Annotated in this window: 18 protein-coding genes; 12 read left to right on the top strand and 6 right to left on the bottom strand. The window is 69.6% G+C overall.

Annotation, left to right across the window (positions count from 1 at the left end; all coding sequences use genetic code 11):
* Positions 1–37 precede the first annotated feature (37 nt).
* Both BHD05_RS03585 and BHD05_RS03580 read left to right on the top strand, forming a co-directional pair.
* A complete protein-coding gene (locus BHD05_RS03585) occupies positions 38–856 on the top strand; it encodes a tryptophan-rich sensory protein (protein ID WP_161885218.1) in 819 nt (272 codons plus the stop codon).
* Entirely contained in the window at positions 853–2,574 is a 1,722-nt protein-coding gene (locus BHD05_RS03580) for an MFS transporter (protein WP_236966631.1), read from the top strand. The genes BHD05_RS03585 and BHD05_RS03580 overlap by 4 nt, the downstream gene beginning before the upstream one ends.
* A gap of 11 nt (positions 2,575–2,585) precedes the next feature.
* Here the strand turns inward: BHD05_RS03580 and BHD05_RS03575 are convergent, their stop codons facing one another.
* Positions 2,586–3,371 (bottom strand): alpha/beta fold hydrolase, encoded by a 786-nt coding sequence (locus BHD05_RS03575; protein WP_161885217.1) that lies wholly within the window; start codon positions 3,369–3,371, stop codon positions 2,586–2,588.
* Between the two features lie 60 nt (positions 3,372–3,431).
* Here BHD05_RS03575 and BHD05_RS03570 point away from each other — a divergent pair, with 60 nt between their 5' ends.
* Entirely contained in the window at positions 3,432–4,238 is an 807-nt protein-coding gene (locus BHD05_RS03570; protein WP_161885216.1) for an EI24 domain-containing protein, read from the top strand.
* 66 nt (positions 4,239–4,304) lie between these two features.
* On the top strand, positions 4,305–4,859 hold the full coding sequence (locus tag BHD05_RS03565; RefSeq protein ID WP_161885215.1) for an SDR family NAD(P)-dependent oxidoreductase: 555 nt from the start codon (positions 4,305–4,307) through the stop codon (positions 4,857–4,859).
* A 239-nt stretch (positions 4,860–5,098) separates the two neighbouring features.
* Here the strand turns inward: BHD05_RS03565 and BHD05_RS03560 are convergent, their stop codons facing one another.
* Complete coding sequence (locus tag BHD05_RS03560) at positions 5,099–5,725, bottom strand: DUF4433 domain-containing protein (protein WP_161885214.1); 627 nt, start codon at positions 5,723–5,725, stop codon at positions 5,099–5,101.
* Positions 5,726–6,072: 347 nt separating this feature from the next.
* On the opposite strand from BHD05_RS03560, the gene BHD05_RS03555 reads away from it, so the two are divergent.
* From BHD05_RS03555 to BHD05_RS03545, 3 genes are all read left to right on the top strand, one after another.
* Positions 6,073–6,888, top strand: coding sequence for a CPBP family intramembrane glutamic endopeptidase (locus tag BHD05_RS03555; RefSeq protein WP_161885213.1), 816 nt, complete (start codon positions 6,073–6,075; stop codon positions 6,886–6,888).
* 86 nt (positions 6,889–6,974) lie between these two features.
* A complete protein-coding gene (locus BHD05_RS03550; RefSeq protein ID WP_161885212.1) occupies positions 6,975–7,364 on the top strand; it encodes a ChaB family protein in 390 nt (129 codons plus the stop codon).
* Positions 7,365–7,516: 152 nt separating this feature from the next.
* Positions 7,517–8,842 (top strand): uracil-xanthine permease family protein, encoded by a 1,326-nt coding sequence (locus tag BHD05_RS03545; RefSeq protein WP_161885211.1) that lies wholly within the window; start codon positions 7,517–7,519, stop codon positions 8,840–8,842.
* A gap of 187 nt (positions 8,843–9,029) precedes the next feature.
* On the opposite strand, the gene BHD05_RS03540 is transcribed toward BHD05_RS03545, so the two are convergent.
* From BHD05_RS03540 to BHD05_RS03530, 3 genes are all read right to left on the bottom strand, one after another.
* The gene (locus BHD05_RS03540; protein ID WP_161885210.1) at positions 9,030–10,565 is read right to left on the bottom strand and encodes an aminotransferase class I/II-fold pyridoxal phosphate-dependent enzyme; all 1,536 of its coding nucleotides are present in this window, start codon (positions 10,563–10,565) and stop codon (positions 9,030–9,032) included.
* 70 nt (positions 10,566–10,635) lie between these two features.
* The gene (locus tag BHD05_RS03535) at positions 10,636–11,208 is read right to left on the bottom strand and encodes an esterase/lipase family protein (protein WP_161885209.1); all 573 of its coding nucleotides are present in this window, start codon (positions 11,206–11,208) and stop codon (positions 10,636–10,638) included.
* Between the two features lie 58 nt (positions 11,209–11,266).
* Positions 11,267–11,488, bottom strand: coding sequence for a hypothetical protein (locus tag BHD05_RS03530; RefSeq protein WP_161885208.1), 222 nt, complete (start codon positions 11,486–11,488; stop codon positions 11,267–11,269).
* A gap of 109 nt (positions 11,489–11,597) precedes the next feature.
* On the opposite strand from BHD05_RS03530, the gene BHD05_RS03525 reads away from it, so the two are divergent.
* Positions 11,598–11,816 (top strand): hypothetical protein, encoded by a 219-nt coding sequence (locus BHD05_RS03525; protein ID WP_161885207.1) that lies wholly within the window; start codon positions 11,598–11,600, stop codon positions 11,814–11,816.
* Positions 11,817–11,864: 48 nt separating this feature from the next.
* On the opposite strand, the gene BHD05_RS03520 is transcribed toward BHD05_RS03525, so the two are convergent.
* Positions 11,865–12,506: a DUF1294 domain-containing protein gene (locus tag BHD05_RS03520; protein WP_161885206.1), complete on the bottom strand. Its 642-nt coding sequence runs from the start codon at positions 12,504–12,506 to the stop codon at positions 11,865–11,867.
* Positions 12,507–12,597: 91 nt separating this feature from the next.
* Here BHD05_RS03520 and BHD05_RS03515 point away from each other — a divergent pair, with 91 nt between their 5' ends.
* The 4 genes from BHD05_RS03515 (at position 12,598) to BHD05_RS03500 (ending at position 18,156) form a co-directional block, all read left to right on the top strand.
* On the top strand, positions 12,598–13,761 hold the full coding sequence (locus tag BHD05_RS03515) for an exonuclease SbcCD subunit D (RefSeq protein WP_161885205.1): 1,164 nt from the start codon (positions 12,598–12,600) through the stop codon (positions 13,759–13,761).
* Entirely contained in the window at positions 13,758–16,850 is a 3,093-nt protein-coding gene (locus BHD05_RS03510) for an AAA family ATPase (RefSeq protein WP_161885204.1), read from the top strand. The genes BHD05_RS03515 and BHD05_RS03510 overlap by 4 nt, the downstream gene beginning before the upstream one ends.
* 341 nt (positions 16,851–17,191) lie before the next feature.
* Complete coding sequence (locus BHD05_RS03505) at positions 17,192–17,635, top strand: hypothetical protein (protein WP_161885203.1); 444 nt, start codon at positions 17,192–17,194, stop codon at positions 17,633–17,635.
* A gap of 35 nt (positions 17,636–17,670) precedes the next feature.
* Positions 17,671–18,156 (top strand): hypothetical protein, encoded by a 486-nt coding sequence (locus BHD05_RS03500; protein WP_161885202.1) that lies wholly within the window; start codon positions 17,671–17,673, stop codon positions 18,154–18,156.
* The last annotated feature ends 73 nt before the right edge of the window (positions 18,157–18,229 follow it).

Raw genomic sequence — 18,229 nt, 5'->3', positions numbered from 1 at the left:
AGCTTGGTTCAGCAGCGAGATCACGGATGGGGACGACATGACAAGCGCCACGGTTCACACGGGCAACGACCTCCTCCGCCAATCGGTGGTGGCGGCGAGCGCGGTCATCGCGATCGTCGGGTCGTTCATCGGCTCGGGGGCCGCGGGCGGAACCCCGATTCAGGATGCCGCGGGCGGCGCGCTCGCGACGGACGCGACGCTCATCGCCCCCGGCGGTGCGGCCTTCGGCATCTGGTCGGTGATCTACGTCGGCCTCATCGCGTACGCGATCTGGCAGTTCCTGCCCGCGCAGAAGTCGGATCCGCGGCAGCGGCTGCTCGGCTACCCCATCGCGGCGAGCCTCATCCTCAATGCGGCCTGGATCCTCAGCATCCAGTTCGACCTGCTGCCCCTCAGCGTTCCCGTGATTGTGCTGCTTCTCGCGGTGCTGGTCTACACCTTCCGGATGACGATCGTGACGCGGCCGCGCACCCTCGTCGAGGCGCTCGTCGCCGACGGCACCGTCGGCCTCTACCTCGGCTGGGTCTGCGTCGCGACAGCCGCGAACATCACCGCGTGGCTCGTCACGACCGGATTCGACGGGTTCGGCCTCGACGCGGATGCGTGGGCCGTCGGGGTCATCGCTGTGGCGGGCCTGGTCGGCGTGCTGCTCGCCTTCCGTGGCCGCGGCCGGCTCGGTCCCGCGATCTCGCTCTCGTGGGGGCTCGCCTGGGTCGCCGTCGCCCGCCTCACCGGCGACCTCGTCTCCCAGCCCGCCGCTGCCGCCGCTCTCGTTTCCGTGCTCGCGGTCATCGGCTTCACCGTCGCGCTGCGGCTCATGACCCCGCCGCTGCCGGCCTCCGCCGTGACCACGTGAGCGAGATTGTTGCGCTCCCGCGGGTGCACTCACCGCGGGCCCGCTGGATAGGGCTGCTCTTCATCAGCATCGCGGTCGCCCTGATCATCGTCGACTCAACGATCATCAATGTGGCCATCCCGTCGATCGTGGCCGATCTCGGCATCACCTCGACACAGGTGCAATGGGTGCAGGAGAGCTACACCCTCGTCTTCGCCGCCCTGCTGCTCGTATTCGGAGCCCTGGCCGATCGCTACGGGCGGCGGAGGATTCTGCTGACCGGGGTTGTGGTGTTCGCCTCGGCATCCGTGCTCGCCGCCTTCGCCTCCAGCGGAGATCTGCTGATCGGATCGCGCGTGATCCAGGGCATCGGCGGAGCGATGGTGCTGCCGACAACCCTGTCGATCATCAACGCCACGTTCCGTGGTCGGGATCGGGCGATCGCCTTCGCGATCTGGGGGTCGACGATCGGCGGCATGGTCGCCGTCGGGCCGCTGCTGGGCGGCTGGCTCACCACCTACTACTCGTGGCGCTGGGCGTTCGGCATCAACGTGCCGCTCGGGATCATCATCATCGTCGGCGTGCTCCTCTACGTGATCGAGTCGAAGGATGCCGGCGAGCCGCGACGCATCGACGTTGTTGGCGCGATCCTCTCGGTGGTCACGAGCGCGAGCCTGGTCTTCGGGCTGATCGAGGGGCGCACCTTCGGGTGGTGGACCACGAATGACGCGCCGACGATCGGAGCGTGGACCTGGCCGTTCGACGTCTCGCCGATTCCGCTGGTGTTTCTCGTAACCATCGTCTCGGGAATTGCCTTCGTGCGCTGGGGCCTCCGCCGGCAACGCGCCGGAGCGTCCACCCTTCTCGCTTTCGGCCTCTTCCGTATCGCCTCCTTCCGCAACGGCAACATCGCCGCGCTCATCGTGTCGCTGGGTGAGTTCGGCATCATTCTCTCGCTCCCGCTGTGGCTGCAGAACGTGCTCGGGTACACCGCGCTGCAGACCGGTTTCGTGCTGCTCGCCCTCGCGATCGGATCCTTCGTCGCGAGCGGTGTCGCCGGGGCGCTCGCCAACCGCGTCTCACCCGAGACCATCGTGCGCATCGGCCTGATCGCCGAGATCGTCGGAGTTGTGGGCCTCGGCGTTGCCATCTCCCCCGATGCGACCTGGCTCAGCATCGTGCCGTTCCTCTTCGTCTACGGGCTGGGTGTTGGCCTCGCCACGGCGCAGCTGACGAGCGTGGTGCTCAGGGACGTCCCGGTCGCCCAGAGCGGGCAGGGGTCCGGCACCTCGAGCACCGCACGCCAGATCGGCTCGGCGCTCGGCATTGCCGTGCTCGGCACAATCCTGTTCACCTCGGTCGGCGCCTCGCTCGACGCGAAACTGAGCGACCTCCCCGCCGAGTCCCGCTCGCAGATCGTGGCCACCGTCGTCGACAGTGCGGGTGCGGCGATTCCCTCGCTCGATGCGCAGGGCGCCGAGATCGCGGATGCTGCCCGAGCGGCGTTCAGCGAAGGCACAAGGTACTCCGCATTCGCCGCGGCCGGGTTCCTCGTGGTCGGGCTGCTGGCGACTCTTCGGCTCTCGGCCCGCCGGCACGAGCCCGAGGAGGACAACCTGCAGGAGGGCAAGCCGGCCGAGGACGACCCGCAGGAGGGTAGGCCGGACGAGCCGGCCGAGTCAGACCCGTCGGACGAGCCAGCGGCCACCGAGGAACCGACGCGGCCGGCAGCCACCTGACCTGCCGGGCATCACCCGATCGCGACCGCCACGACGCGGGCCAGCCGCTTGCGCACGAGGTGATCGCTCGCGTCGACCTTATGCACCGTCACGAGCCGCATCTGCTCGACAATGCGCAGGCCCCCGGGCATCAGGAACGGATCGAGCGCGCCGTAGATGATCTCGACCGGCACGGTCACCGACGCGATGTCGCTCACCGTGGTCTGCGACTCGATCGAGTTCTGGAGCGACAGCACGAAAGCCTTCCAGTTGCGGGCGTTCACCTCAAGCACGTTCTTGATCGGCGAGATGCGCGCGAGCATCGCGGCGTTGCGCATCGTGAAGTTCTGGTTCGTGCGCAGAAACTCGTACGCCTTGAGGTACAGTCCCATCGCGGCACGCTCGACGGGATCACCGAGCGCCTCCGGGTTCATGTACACGGGCGGACTCACGAGCACGAGCTTGGAGACCCGCTTGCGGTTGGTCGCGGCGTAGCGGCTCGCGATCAGGCTCCCCATCGAATGCCCGACGAGCACGAACGGATGTCTCAGCCGCAGCGCGTCGAGGGTGTCCTCGAGCGCCTCGACGTGCTCCTCGATCGTGAAGGTCGCCGACTCCGGGGCCAGCGACTCGCCGAACCCCAGCAGGTCGACCGCGATCACGCGGTGCCGGTCGGTGATCAGCGGAATCAGGTTCTCGAACGTGACCGACGACGAGGCGATGCCATGCACGAGCACAACGACCGGGCCGGTGCCCTCATCGATCGCGACGTGCAGCGGCGGGGTCTTCACCCGCCGGAATCGATCGAAAATGGTCACTGCTCGATTATGTCTGCCACACGTTGACGAACGACTCTCATCGCCTCGTAGTGTGGAGGGGTGGACAGCAGTAAAACGAGCGCACGGCCGCCCGGTCTTGTCTGGCAATTTCTGGGCGGAATGGGCTACCTCGTGCGCGGACTCCGCCTCTGGGTCACCTCCCCGCGGCTGATGCTGCTCGGCGCGCTTCCCGCCCTCGTCGTCGGTCTCTTCTTCGCCACGGCGCTGGTGCTGTTCGCGATCAACCTCGAGTCGCTCGCCACCTTGATTACCCCGTTCGCAGACCGCTGGGTCGACCCGCTCCGTGCCGGCACCCGGATCGCCGCCGGCACCGCGCTCGGCGCGGTGACCATGCTGCTCGCCGTGTACACCTTCGTCGCCGTGACGCTCACGCTGGGCAACCCGTTCTACGAGCGCATCTGGCGTGCGGTGGAACAGCGGATGGGCGACGCCCCGGTCGAGATCGACGAGCCGTTCTGGCGCTCGGCGACGCGCGGCATCGGCAGCGGCATCCGACTGTTCGCCCTTACCGCCACGGTCGGCCTCTCGCTCTTCGCCGTGAGCTTCATCCCGATCGTCGGCCAGACGGCGGTCCCGGTGCTCGGCGCCCTGCTGGGCGGCTGGTTCCTCACGCTCGAGCTCACCGGCTTCGCGTTCGACGCGCGCGGACTGCGCCTGCGCGACCGGAGACGGATGCTGGGTGCCCGGCGCGCCTCGACCCTCGGCTTCGGGGTGCTCACCTACGTGCTCTTCCTCGTCCCGCTCGGCGCGGTCGTCATCATGCCCGCCGCCGTCGCCGGCGCGACGATGCTCAGCAGGGACGCACTCGCGTCTGCGTCACGGCAGGCGAATCCCGCTACCTCTTGACCTCCGCCTCTGGCTCGGCGAGCGTGGATTCGGCTGCCACCCCGAGCTCAGGACAAGGAAAATCTCGTGTCGAAGAGAAAGGATCCCGTCGTCGTGATCACCGGCGCATCGAGCGGAATCGGGCGCGCGACCGCCCTCCGTTTCGCTAAAAAGGAGGCGAGTCTCGTGCTTGCCAGTCGCAGCGACGAGGCCCTCATCGGGCTCGTGCGGGAGTGGGAGAACCTGGGCGGCCGGGCGATCGCCGTGCCGACCGAGGTCGCCGGCTTCACCGATGTGCAAGCCCTGGCTGCCGCCGCTGCCGCCGCCGTTGAGGCATTCGAACGCATCGACGTGTGGGTCAACAACGCCGGAACGACGCTCTTCGCCTCGTTTCTCGAGGTGCCGCTTGAGGACTTCCGTCGCGTCCTCGACGTCAACCTGATGGGCTGCGTCTATGGCTCGAGGGCCGCGATCCGGTCACTCGGGGCAAGCATCCGGTCGGAGCGGCCGGGCCGGCCGGGCAATGGCGCGCCAGCACCGACGCACCCCGCAGGCGATCGAGGCGCAGATGGCCGCGCTGGTCGAGAAGACCCACCTCTCGCCGCGGCGCGGGGTGCCGGTGACCGACGGCACCCTGTTTGAGCCGGCCCCCGCCGACGAGCAGCGGGTGGACGGCGGGTGGACGGCGGCTGGAACGGCAAGAATCGCGAACTCGCGCGCGGGTTCATTGGCTGGTCGGTGCTCGTCGGCACCGCGGCCGTGATCCTGCCTCGGATGCTCTCGGCGATGCGCACCGCTTCGGAGGCACCGTCTCGCACGCGCTTGATCCCGCGGCGGTCGGCTCGGGCCTGACCGCCGGTCAAGCAGGTGCGCTGCCGCGGTCAGTCCTCGGTCGGCACCGCGAACCACGGCGGGTGCACCGCGACGCGCGGCACGTGCGACGAGCCCGCGAGCGCCAGCTTCACGGCATCCCGGGCCCGGTCGTGCGGTACGCCGATGAGGGTCACCGCGTCGAACGGAACCGAGTCCTTGACCAGGAACTCGGCGCTCAGCAGCGCATCGGATTCGTCGTCGGAAATCAGCCGGTACAGCAACCGCTTCCAGGTCTCGTCCGTCGCGGCGAACCGGGTGAGCTGTCCGGTCGCGTCGCCGTCGGTCACGACGATGGATGCCTCATCGGTCGCGACGGTCTTCACGGTGCTCACGAGGATGACGAACTCAGCGGCGGCGAGGCCATGGGCTGACGGCGCGAGGCGAGGGTCCGTGGATCCCGCGCGCATCGACTCCCAGAGCCTCGCGTTGGGCGAGAGGTAGAACGGCACGTGCTCGGCGACGGTTGCGCTGTCCGGGCCTGCGACGGTCGTCGCGCGCCGGGCGGTGCGGGCTTCCTCCGAGGAGATATCGGTGACCGGGCTCGTCTCGGCGTTCAGCGCGCCGCTGTCCAGGATGCCGGGGAGGTTGCTCGCGTGGGTCACGTGGTAGATGCGCTGCTCCCCGAGGCTCGGCACGGGCTTGGCTGGGGCGGCGGCTGCTGCCCGTCTGGCCGCGGGGGACTTCGTGGCAGGAGCCCTCAGGCTGCTCGGGGTGGTGCGGAGGCTGGTCGTGGTTCGTGCTGCGGCCCGTTTGACGGGCGGTTTTGCGGAGGCTGGCGTGGGGGGCGCCGTGGGGCTGCAGGCGTCGCAGCGGTCCCGGTCAAGTCCATGGATACATTCGTCGATCACACCAAAACCCTACGCGTGTTGTGCACCTCCCGGAGGCGCTGTTCCCTCAGTTTGCGGCCGCGGCTTTCTGGGAACACCAGCCGATGGCGGGAATCGTCGGAGTATTCCCGGCCGGGTGCTGGCATGCTTGACACATGGTCACGGTGCAACCACAGGTTAAGCAGCAGTTGTCGTGGGGCCTCATTCCGGCGGCCGGGGTCTCAGCATCCGCGATCCTCATCTTCGGCCTGCTGAACCTGCCCGCCGGATACGCGGTGCTCGTCGGGAGCCTGATCCTCGCCTTCGTCATCGACCGGTCGCTGGCGAGCGACCTGCTGCTCATCGGGATCGGGATGGGCATCATCTCCACCATCTCGGTCGCCGCCGACATCAGCTACGGCAACATGCTGCTCATGGGCACCGTGCTGACGCTCGCGGTTCTGGTGCCGTTCCTGATCGACCGGTACGGCTACAGGCGGCGCACGATCGTGTTCCCGGTCCGCACCGGGCAAAAGTGGTCGACGCTCGAGCGCTCCTACCTCGCGATCGTGCTCGTGCTCGGCTGGACGATCCTGCCGTTCTACTTCATCGGCTCCGGCGCGTACCAGAACTGGCCGGCGATCAGCACGCCCGACGAAATCGCGCGGCTGTTCGTCGGTGTCAACGCCGTGGGAATCTGGGACGAGCTGTTCTTCATCTGCACCGTCTTCGCGCTGCTGCGCCGCCACTTCCCGATGTGGCAGGCGAACATTCTGCAGGCGGTGATCTTCGTGTCGTTCCTGTGGGAGCTCGGCTACCAATCGTGGGGACCGCTGCTCACCGCCCCGTTCGCGCTGCTGCAGGGGTACATATTCTCCAAGACGAAGTCGCTCACCTATGTCGTGTGCGTGCACCTGCTGTTCGACCTCGTGGTGTTCCTGGTGCTCGTGCATGCCCACAACCGCGAGTGGCTGCCGATTTTCTTCTACTGATCGTCGCTGCTGAAGGGCTAGGCTCCTCGCTTGCGGGCCTGGCCGAGCTTCGCGGCCCGGGAAAATCGAGAGATAAGGAGTTCGAGATGCCCGCATCGGACGAGATGCCCGACACGCTCCGCCGGTCGGACACGCATGCCCAGTCGCTCTGGTCGAAGGCGCACGACTCGGCTGTTGACAGCTACGGGGAGGGCGAGCGAGCCCACCGCACCGCCTTCGCCGCGCTCAAGCGCGAGTACGAGAAGGTCGGCGACCACTGGGAGAGGAAGGCCGAGTCGGGGCCGTCCGACTCCGGAGCCGCTGGCCCGCGCGGAACGGGCCAGACCAAGGGAGGGGTGGATGCGAACGCCTCGAAGGAACATCTGATGGATCTTGCGAGACGACTCGATGTGAAGGGACGCTCCTCGATGAACAAGTCGGAGCTCGTCGACGCGCTGCAGAAGGCGAACGCGCGCGAGACCCGCACGAGCGGCTGAGCGGAGTCGGCACCACCAGCATCCGGCCCTCGCAACACCCACCGGCATCCGGCCCTCGTGCGACGCACCGGGCCCGCGGTCCGATACTGTCGAGTCCGACCCACGATGGGCGCGGGCGCGGGCATCCGCTCCCCGACAGGAAGCGGAATCAGATGGCACTCCCCTGGAAGCTCCACGGCGACGGCAAGAACGTCGCAGCGAACGAGATCGTGCAGCCGGAGGAGCGCCTCACCTGGCCGCGCACCATCGGCTTCGGCGCCCAGCATGTCGTCGCAATGTTCGGCGCGACATTCCTGGTGCCGCTCATCACGGGGTTCCCGCCCGCGACAACACTGCTGTTCTCGGGCCTCGGCACGCTGCTGTTCCTGATCATCACGAAGAACAAGCTGCCGAGCTACCTCGGCTCCTCGTTCGCGTTCATCGCGCCGATTGGTGCGGCTGTCGGCTCGGGCGGACAGTCTGTCGCCCTCGGCGGCGTCATCGTCGTCGGCGCGCTGCTCGCGATCGTCGGCGTGATCGTGCACCTCAGCGGCACCCGCTGGATCAACGTCGCACTGCCGCCCATCGTGAGCGGCGCGATCGTCGCCCTCATCGGCTTCAACCTCGCCCCGGCCGCCCGCGACAACTTCGCGGCCTCACCGCTTATCGCGACGATCACGCTGCTGTCGATCATCCTCGCGGCGGTGCTCTTCAAGGGTCTCCTCGGACGCCTCTCGATCGTCGTCGGCGTCGCCGTCGGCTATGTCGCCGCCGTCATCGCCGGGCAGATCGACTTCTCCGGGGTCGGCGACGCCCCCTGGGTCGGTCTGCCGCAGTTCACGACCCCGAGCTTCTCCCTCGAGTACATCGGCGTGTACCTGATGTTCCTGCCGGTCGTGCTTGCACTCATCGCCGAGAACGTCGGACACATCAAGGGCGTCGGCCAGCTCACCGGACGCAACCTCGACCCGCTCACCGGACGCGCGCTCTTCGCCGACGGCCTCGCCACCGTGATCTCCGGCATCGGTGGCGGCTCCCCCACCACGACCTACGGCGAGAACATCGGCGTGATGGCGGCAACCCGAGTGTTCTCGACCGCTGCCTACTGGGTGGCCGGAATCACCGCAATCCTGCTCGGCATGTCGCCCAAGGTCGGCGCAATAATCTTCTCGGTCCCGCCCGGGGTGCTCGGCGGGGTGACGACCGCGCTCTACGGCCTGATCGGCATCATCGGCGTGCGCATCTGGGTCGAGAACCGCGTCGACTTCAGCCTGCCCAAGAACCAGCTCACCGCGGGCATCGCCCTCATCATGGGAATCGCGAACTTCACCATCGTGCTCGGCGACGTCGAATTCACCGGCATCGTGCTCGGCACGGTCGCCGCGATCGTCGTGTACCACCTGATGAACGGCCTCGGAAAGCTGCGCGGTACGGATGCCGAGGCGGCGGATGCTGGTGCCGACGTCGGCAAGCGCACGGCAGCCGGCGAGCGGAAGTAGCCACACACCTGCGTTCGCGCGCACGCTGTTCACTCCCGCGCGTGCGATTACTGCCGCGTTTGTGAACAGCAACCGCGCGCGCGCAGGCGCGGGCGCGGGCGCAGGCGCAGGCGCAGGCGCGAGCGCGAGCGCGAGCACAGGCGCAGGCGCAGGCGCGGGCACCGCGCGCGAGCGCAGGCACCGCGCGCTACCGCGCCACCACCCGCATCCGCCGCACGCCCGCATCGATGGCGCCGCGCACGTGCCCGAACTCGGCCGACGCCACCGCCTGCACGAAGTCGACGAGCTCACGGGTGACCTCCTCCCCCGGCATGATGTTCGGGATGCCGGGCGGGTACGCGGCGAGGGAGTCGGCGGCGACGCGCCCCACGGCATCCGCGGCGGCCACGATCTCGTTCGGCGCGAAGAAGGCGTCGCGCACGGTCATCCGCGCTCTGCCCCACGGCGGAAGCGGCGGCATCGGCGACTCGCGGCGCGCGGGCGGGTCGACCGGCAGCGCGTGAAGAGCGGCGACGAGTCCGTCGATCGACGGGGCCGCGGATGCCGCGAAGAGTGCGACGATTCCGGCGTCCGTCGCCATCTCGACGAGGATGCCGTGTTCCTCGGCAAGAATCGTGCGCGCCCGGTGCCCGGTGATGCCTCCCACCCGGGTGTCGATTGGGATACGGAACGGGTCGACACCCCCACAACCCGGCACGAGCGAGAATCCGTCGGAGGCGATACCGAACCGCCCTCCCGAGCGCACCCGATCGCGAAGGGCCTCCGCGATGTCGAGCGCGTCGCCGATCTGTGAGGCGCCCGTCGCGAGTCGGCAGCGGGCGAGGTCGAGCGAGGCGAGCAGCAGGTTGCTCTCGCTTGTGCTCTGCACGATGCTCCGCGCGCGGTCGACCTGCGCCTCGAGTTCGTCGGCGAACGGGCCGTGTCCGAGGTGCAGCATCGCCGACTGGGTCAGCGATCCGCCGAGTTTGTGTGTCGACGACACGACGAGGTCGGCACCCTGGCGCAGGGCGTTCTGTGGCAGCGAGGGGTGGAATCCGAGGTGGGCGCCCCACGCCTCGTCGACGACGAGGGGCAGCCCGGCCGCGTGGGCGACACCGGCGAGCGCGGCAATGTCGGAGACGAAGCCAAAGTAGCTCGGGCTCACGACGTAGACGCACGACAGGGCGGCAGCGCCGGCAGCACCGGCAGCACCGGCAGCACCGGCAGCACCGGCAGCACCGGCAGCGCCGATCGTAGCGCCCCCCTCGGCGGCAGCACCGGCAGCACCGATCGCCGCCGCGACATCTGCTGCGACAAGCCCGTGCGCCATCCCGTCGACGACGACGGGCGCGACGAAGCGGGCTGAGCCTCCGGTGAGCACGAGCGCGTCGACGACCGACGAATGCACCGACCGCTGTACGAGCATCTGGCCGCCGGGGCGAAGCCCCGCGATCGCGAGGGCGGCGATCTGGTTGCCCTGGCTGGCACCGTTCGCGAGGAACCAGCTGCGCCGCGCGCCCCACGCCTCTGCGGCGAGCCGCAGCGACCGTTCCAGCGGGGTGGGCGTGACGCCCATGTCGATGCCGTGCATCATCGGCATGAGGTCGAGCGACAGCATCCGCTCGCCGAAGTAGTCGCCGAGGCTGTCGCCGGAGCCGCCGTGTCCGGGCAGGTGGAAGCGGGCCGGATGCGATGTCGCATACGCGCGCATGGCGTCGGCGTAGGGGGTATCGCGCTGGTCCATGCCTGAAGTTTACGAGCGCGCCGCTCAGCTCTTCGCCGCCCCGCTCAGCTCTTCGCCGCGCCCACCCGCTTCAGCACCTCGCCGATGAGCAGCGGATGCCCGAGCGGCCGGAAATGCCCGACGAGCGGCAGACGCACGTTCTCCGCCCCTTCGAGGGCGCTGCCATCGGGTGGTCGAACGAGCTGAACAGCGACGTGATGCGTGAGTTCACGCGCTCCTCGCGCAGGAGCGTGCGCATGGTCGGATGCTCGCGCCGGAACTCGCGCATCGCCCGGCCGAGGGCGTACCTCGCGAGCGGCGACCCGGAGAAGGGCGTGTTGATCGCGATCATCCGGTCGATGCGCCCCTCCACGTCGTCGGCGACCATCATCCGCTTGCCGATGAGCCCGCCCTTGCTGTGCGCCACGATGATGACGCCGGTCAGGTCCCTGTGGCGCAGAAACTGCTGCGCGAGCGTCGCCGACACGTCGATCGCGCGGCTATTGAAGCCGAGGGTGTGCACGAAATAGACCGGATGCGCGTGGCGGTGCAGCGTCTCGGCGAGCTGCTCGAGATAGTGCCAGGTCTCGAATACCCCCGGGATGAGAAGCACGGGTGCCTCGCTGCCCTGGTCCAGCAGCGGCGGGCGCAGTCCGGAGCGCACTGTGCGCGCCCTGGCGCGGGCGACGTAGCCGTAATCGGCCAGGAGGTCGCGGCCCCGGCTACCGGGAGGCGTGGTTCTCGATTTCTTCGGCGAGGTCCTCGACCTCCTCCGGCCGCACCTCGAGCCCGGCCCGTCGAAGTCGCTCAGTGAGAACGTTCACGACGTCGTCGTCGATGTGCCCCAACTGGATGTCGGCCAGAAGGTCCCTCACGATCCCCTTGATGGACTGACCGGTTCCGGACTGCCCGGTGCCGCCGCCGCTCACGCCCTCTCCGGTCATGACCTCACCTCTCCTCGTTGCCCCTCATAGTGCGCGCCGTTCGCATGGGCTTCAAGCCCCTTGGCCGAAACCGGTAGTCGGCAAGCAGGGGATACTGCGACGATGGAGCATGGCTGACTTCCAGAACGAACCGATGCAAGACGGCAACGACTCAACCGTCGACGAGAAGATTCAGGGGATCGCCGATCAGGTGAAAGCCGACATCGATCTCGACAGCGCGGATGTCGATGTCTCGGCCGAACTGCAGCAGCGGGCGCGTGAGGCGGGCGTGCCGCTGACCGCGGCCGACGCGGACGCCATCGCCGACGACATCGCCAACTCGCAGTAGCGCACCCGAGCAGGTCGCGCAGCGACCGTGTCGAAACCCGCCGCCCCGCTACGGCTGCGAGAGCCGCGCGACGAGGTCGAGAAACTCCGGCGAGCTGAACGCGACGAACGCCGTGATGTTGAGCGCGACAGTGCCCCAGAACGCCAGCTGGAAGCTCATCTTGCGGGTCTTGTGGCGCAGCATCCGTTGGGCGATGACGGCTCCCGGCCAACCGCCGACGAGTCCGAGCGCGAGCAGCGAGCCCTCCGGGGTGCGCCAGCGCCCCGACGCCGCGGCGGACTTGTCATCGGCGTAGACGAGAAAGGTCAGGATGCTCGTGCCCACGTAGAGGCCGATCGTCCAGACCGGCAGGTCCCGCTCGGTCGCGATGAGGGCGAAAAGCACGGCGAAGGCGGCGACAGCGAGATAGCCGGCGAGGCCCAGATTGAGCGCTCGTTTGGCCGGCGTTGGGGTGTCGTCGAGCGTCGCGCCGATCGCGAGCACGCGGCGCGCCCTGATCTTCCCCTCTGGCGTTGCCCCGACCTCGAAGGTGAAGGACTCGCCGCTGAGCGGCCGTCTGCTCGCATCGACGAACTCGGAGATGTGCACGAATACGTCGTCGCCTCCGTTCGCCGGGGCGATGAAGCCGAAACCGCGCGAATCCTTCCACGAAACGAGAGTGCCGTCCATGCGCTCTGCTCCGGGTGCCATTCGCCGATGTTAGCCCCGCGCCGGCGCATCCGTGAAAGTGACCGGCGCGCTCCCACCGCCAGTGTCGGTGGTGCGGGTTAGCGTCGGACACATGCGAATCCTCCACACCTCCGACTGGCATATCGGGCGCACCTTCCACGGGCACTCGACGGTCGAGAATCTGCGCGTCGTGCTCGCCGCGCTCGTCGACGAGGTGCGGCAGCGCGCGGTCGATGTCGTCGTGGTCGCCGGCGACATCTTCGACTCGGCTACGCCGGCCGCGGACTTCTACACGGTGCTCACCTCCGCCCTTCGGCAGCTGCGCGAGGCCGGGGCCACGGTGATCCTGACGAGCGGCAACCACGATTCGGCCACGAGGCTGGGCTTCCAGTCGGAGTTCGCGCAGCTGGCCGGCATCCACGTCATCACGAGGCACGACCAGCTCGACACCCCGGTGACGATCTCCGACGAGCACGGGCCGGTGCACTTCTACGGCATCCCGTACCTCGAGCCGTCGCTCGTGCGGCACCTCTACCCCGAAGCGAAGCTGACCACGCACGAGCAGGTGCTCGGCTTCGCGATGGGGCGGGTGCGCGCCGACCTCGCAGCCCGTGGCGGCCGCTCGGTCGTGCTCTCGCACTGCTTCGCGGTGGGCGTCGAATCGAGCGACGTCGAACGCGACATCACCTCCGGCGGCATCGACTATGTTCCCGCGGGAGTGTTCGACGGGCCCGACTATATCGCGCTTGGCCACATCCACTCCCGCAACACGATCAGCGAGCGCGTGCGCTACTCGGGCGCGCCGCTGCACTACTCCTTCGGCGAGGCGACCCGGCCGCGTGGCGCCTGGCTTGTGCAGCTCGACGCTGCCGGTCTCGGCGAGGTGAGCTGGGTCGACCTCCCGATCCCCCGGCGGCTCGCCGCTCTCACCGGCACGATCGAGGAGCTGCTGACGGATGCCCGCCACGACGCCGACGCCGACGCGTGGGTTTCCGCCGTGCTCACCGACCAGGTGCGGCCGCTCGACGGCATGCGCAGGCTGCAGCAGCGGTTCCCGCACTGCGTGAATGTGCAGCACCGTCCGCAGGTCACCGCCGATGCTGGCGATGAAAGCTACGCCGAGCGGGTACGCGGCAAGTCAGACAACGAGATCGTCGCCGATTTCCTCACCTTCGTGCGCAACGGTTCCGGGCCCAGCGAGTACGAGCGTAAGACCATCCGCGACGCCATCGCCGTGCAGGCGGCATCCGACGATCTCGATGAGGCCGTGGCATGAGAATCCGCACGCTCGAGATCGAGGGGTTCGGCCCGTACAAGCAGCGCCAGCTTGTCGACTTCGACCGGTTCGCCGGGGATGGCCTCTTTCTCATCACCGGAAAAACGGGGGCGGGCAAGTCGAGCATCCTCGACGCGATCTGCTTTGCCCTCTACGGCAGCGTGCCCCGCTACGACGGCACAGAGTCGAACCTGCGCAGCGACCACTGCGCCGCCGATGACCCGACCCGGGTCGAGCTCGTGTTCACCGTGCACGACACCGACTACCGGCTCTCGCGCAGCCCGGCGTACGACCGTCCGAAGAAGAGGGGCGTCGGGATGGCGCTGGAGAAGGCCACCGCGGAGCTCGCCGTGCGCCGAGGCGAGCACTGGGAGGGCATCGCCGCCATCCCTGCCCAGGTCGGCCCCGAGGTGCGGCGGATTGTCGGGCTCACCAAGGACCAGTTTCTGCAGGTCATCCTGCTCGCCCAGAACCGGTTCCAGGAGTTCCTGCTTGCGAAAAACGACGACCGGCAGAAGGTGCTGCGCAGCCTCTTCGGCACCCACCGCTTCCTCGACATCGAGACCGCCCTCGTCGACCAGCGCAAGGCACTCGACGAGCGGCTGCGGGCCGCGCGCGAGGCGATCGCCGTCGACGCGGCCCACGCTGCCGCGCTGCTGGGCGACGGTGAGGCGAACGGCGAGCCCGGCTCGGACTCCCGCGGGCCCACCGCCCCCGGCGAGTCCGACGCGACGGACGCGACGGACGCGACGGGCGAGTCCGACTCGTCGGCTGGCGGTACGGCCGGCACCAGCATCCCGACACCGCTGGATCCCGACCTCGGCTGGTTCGAGCAGGGGCTCGCCGCGCTGACCGAGCGGCTCCGTGCCGCGACGGATGCCGCAACGCGAGCCGACGCCGAGTTCACGGTCGCCGACCGGGCCCATCGCGCACTCGAGAAGACGCGCGAGCAGCAGGAGCGGCGCGATGACGCGCGACACCGCCTCGCCGAGCTTGAGGCCGAGCGCGCTGCCGTTGCCCTGGAGCGCGAGGTCGTCAATCTCGCGCGCCACGCTGCCGCCGCGACGCCGCAGGTGACCGCGAGGCGAACCGCCGCCGCCGCGCTCGACTCCGCCCGGTCCGCCGAGACCGTCGCGAGGGAGGGGTATCGCACGCACTTCGCGGGCGACCGCTCCCCGAGCACGGGTGACCTTCGCGCTGAAATCGACGAACTCAGAGAAACGCTCGGCACTGTTTCCGACGCTCTCGCCGACGAGGCCGCACTCCCCGCGCTGACCGGCGCAACTGACACGCTGCAGCGCGGGTGCGTCGACCTTGCGACCAAGGTCGCCAAGCAGATAGCGCTAGCCGAGTCGCGGCCCGCCGAGCTCGAGGTCATCCGTTCCCGACTGGGCGAGGTGAAGGTGCTCGGCGCGGCAGAACCTGACGCCGCCGAGCGCGTCGAGCGGCTCACCGCCGCCGAGAAGGCCGCGACGACGGTGGACCGCCTCGAGCCGAAGCTCACTGCCGCGCTCGCCGCCGCGAGCACTGCGAGCGGGGAGGCCGCGGCGTCCGCCGCCCTCGTCCACGACCTGATGGCGCAGCGGCTCTCCGGGCATGCCGCTGAGCTTGCCGGCGAGCTGCGGGAGGGCGAAGCCTGCTCCGTCTGCGGCTCGGCGGAGCATCCGGCCCCGGCAACCTTTGACGGCGCCCCGGTCACTCCGGAGGACATCGAGCGCGCCCGCACGGCCGCATCCGCGCGGCAGGCCGACCTCGATGCGGCGCATGAGGCCACGAAGGATCTCGACCGTCGGGTCGCCGAGGCGCGCGCGATCGCGGGGGGCAAAGCGAGCGAACAGCTGCGGGTCGAACTCGCCGAGGCTCGCGAGCGGCTGGCCACCGCCGTGTCCGCCGCCGCAGAATCGGCCGACTTCGAGCTGGAGCTGTGGCGCCTCACGGCCGAGCTCGCGGAGGCCGCGACCGCCCTCGACCAGATTCGGTCCGACCGCGACGACGCCGAGAGGCAGCTGGTCGAGAGCCGCACCCGGTGTTCCGCGCTCGAGGCACGGATCGCGACCCACCGCGGCGACTTCGACTCCGTCGCGGTCCGAGAGGCCACACTGCGGCACCAGCTGGATGCAGCGTCCGCCCTCGCCGACGCGATCGCCGCGGTCTCCACGCGCGCCGAGACGCTCGCCACCGCGGCCGCGGCCGTTCGCGAGGTGCTCGACGAGCACGGTTTCGCCGACGAGTCCTCGGTCGTTGACGCGCGGCGCGACGCCAGCAAAGTCGCGGCGATCGAGGCGCGCATCCGCCGCTTCGACGATGCCCTCGCCGCCGCCGCCGCGACTCTCGCGGAGCCCGCGATCGCGGCCGTGCCCGACGACACGGTCGAGCTCCTCCCGGCCGAGGCTGCGCGAGACGCAACGGCGAGCGCACGGGACGCCGCCCTCGCCGCTCGCACCTCGCTCGGCGCCCGCGTGGAGCAACTCGGCACCATTGTCGCGTCCGCACGGCGTCGGATCACGGCATCCGGGGCGATGCTCGACGAGCAACGCCAGCTGCGGGAACTCGCGAACGCGGTCGAGGGCAAGGAGCCCAACGACAAGCGGATGCGCCTCGAGACCTACGTGCTCGCCGCCCGCCTCGAGGAGATCGTCGCTGCCGCGAACGCACGCCTGCGCACCATGACGAGCGGCCGGTACGCCCTCGAGCACGACGACGCCGTCGCCTACCGCAACGTGCAGTCCGGGCTCGGCCTCGCCATCCGCGACGAGCACAGCGGACGTGCCCGAGCAACTCACTCCCTGTCCGGCGGCGAGACGTTCCTCGCCTCGCTCGCGCTCGCCCTGGGTCTCGCCGAGGTCGTGCAGAACCAGGCAGGCGGCATCCGGCTCGACACCCTGTTCATCGACGAGGGCTTCGGGTCGCTCGACGGCGACACACTCGAGATCGCGATGAGCACCCTCGACTCACTGCGGGCGGGCGGGCGAACGATCGGCCTGATCAGCCACGTCGAGGCGATGAAGGAGCAGATCACGGCGCACCTCGAGATCACGGTGTCCAGCAACGGCTGGAGCGAGATCGCCGACGCCCGGGTGCTCGCCTGACCCGGCGGTGACTCTCGGTCGGACTGCGCCGGCGCCCGCACCGGTAATCACCCCCACGGCCAGGGTGTGCGCCCGATTGACGCATCCGCGACCGATTGACGCATCCGCGCCCGGTCGACCGGGCGCAGTAGCTACGAACGGGCGCGCTAGCTGGCGGCGGACTACCACCACAGTCCCGGCACATGCCGGACGAGACACCGAGACACTCCCACCCCCCCCGCGCCGACCCGCCCGCGCCGACCCACCCGCGCCGACCCGCGCCAACCGTGCACCCCGTCGGAGTTATCCACACATCGCTGCCGCGCCGCCCGCCCGCCGCACTCGCGGGCGACTCTGGGGTGATGAAGCCGCCACACTACGACCCCGACCAGATGCTCCCGCTCTCGACTCCCGAACGCATCGAGGGCCGGGTGCTCTCCCTCGTCGGACGAGCGACCCGGCGCGAGATCTGGTTCCTCTTCGTCAACCATCGCGACGCCCAACTGCCGATTATCCTGCCCCTTCAGGACCACCCCTCGTTTCCCGCGCCCGGAGACCCCGAGCGGTTCACCCGCATGCTGTCGCACGTCGGCGAGGCCACCGATGCGGCCGGCGTCATTGTCGTAATCGAGCGGTACGCCGACCACATGCTCGCCCCCTCCGACCTCGCCTGGGCCAGCACCCTGCACGCCGCGGCGGCGGCGTCGAGTCTGATCCTGCGCGGGGTTCTGCTCAGCCACGCCCGCGGGGTGCGCTGGGTCGCACCGGACGACTACCTTTTTCCCGTCGGCGGCGCGACCGCCTAACCGCCACGCGGGAGCGCCGCTAGCATGGCGGCATCATGCCCTTCCTCTCCGAATCCTCCCGCGCCGCGCTCGATCGACTCGCTCAGGACGAGTCTGCGGAGTCGCCGCCCGATCCGCTCACGCGGGTGCGCTGCATCCGCGCGCTCACCGCCGCCCTCGAGACCGAGTCCGCGATGCTGCAGAGCGTGCGGGAGGCGCTCGAGCGCGGAAGCTCCTGGAACGAGGTCGCCGAGGCTGCCGGACTCGGACCGGCGGCGGCCAAGTGGCGCTGGCAGGGCACCGACGACGACATCACGGCACGGCATGAGGCGGGGCGCAAGCGTGCCGCGCGGCCGAGCAGCGTGCCCACCGACCTGCCGGGGCTCTCGGTCTCGGATGCCGCCGCTCGGCTCGGGGTGACCCCGCAGGCCGTCTACCTCAAGGTGTCCCGCGGAACGCTCACCGCCCGAACGGTCGACCTCGCCGACGGCCGCAAATACAAGCGAGTCTTCCTCCCCGACGACCCTGACCTCGAGGCCTAGCTGTACCTCCCGAAGCCCGACCCGGCGAGACCCGGCCCGACCCGGCGAGACCCGACGAGCGCCCACCGCCTGG

Source organism: Marisediminicola antarctica (assembly GCF_009930795.1).
GTDB lineage: Bacteria > Actinomycetota > Actinomycetes > Actinomycetales > Microbacteriaceae > Marisediminicola > Marisediminicola antarctica.
This window is presented reverse-complemented; position numbering and strand designations above follow the sequence as displayed.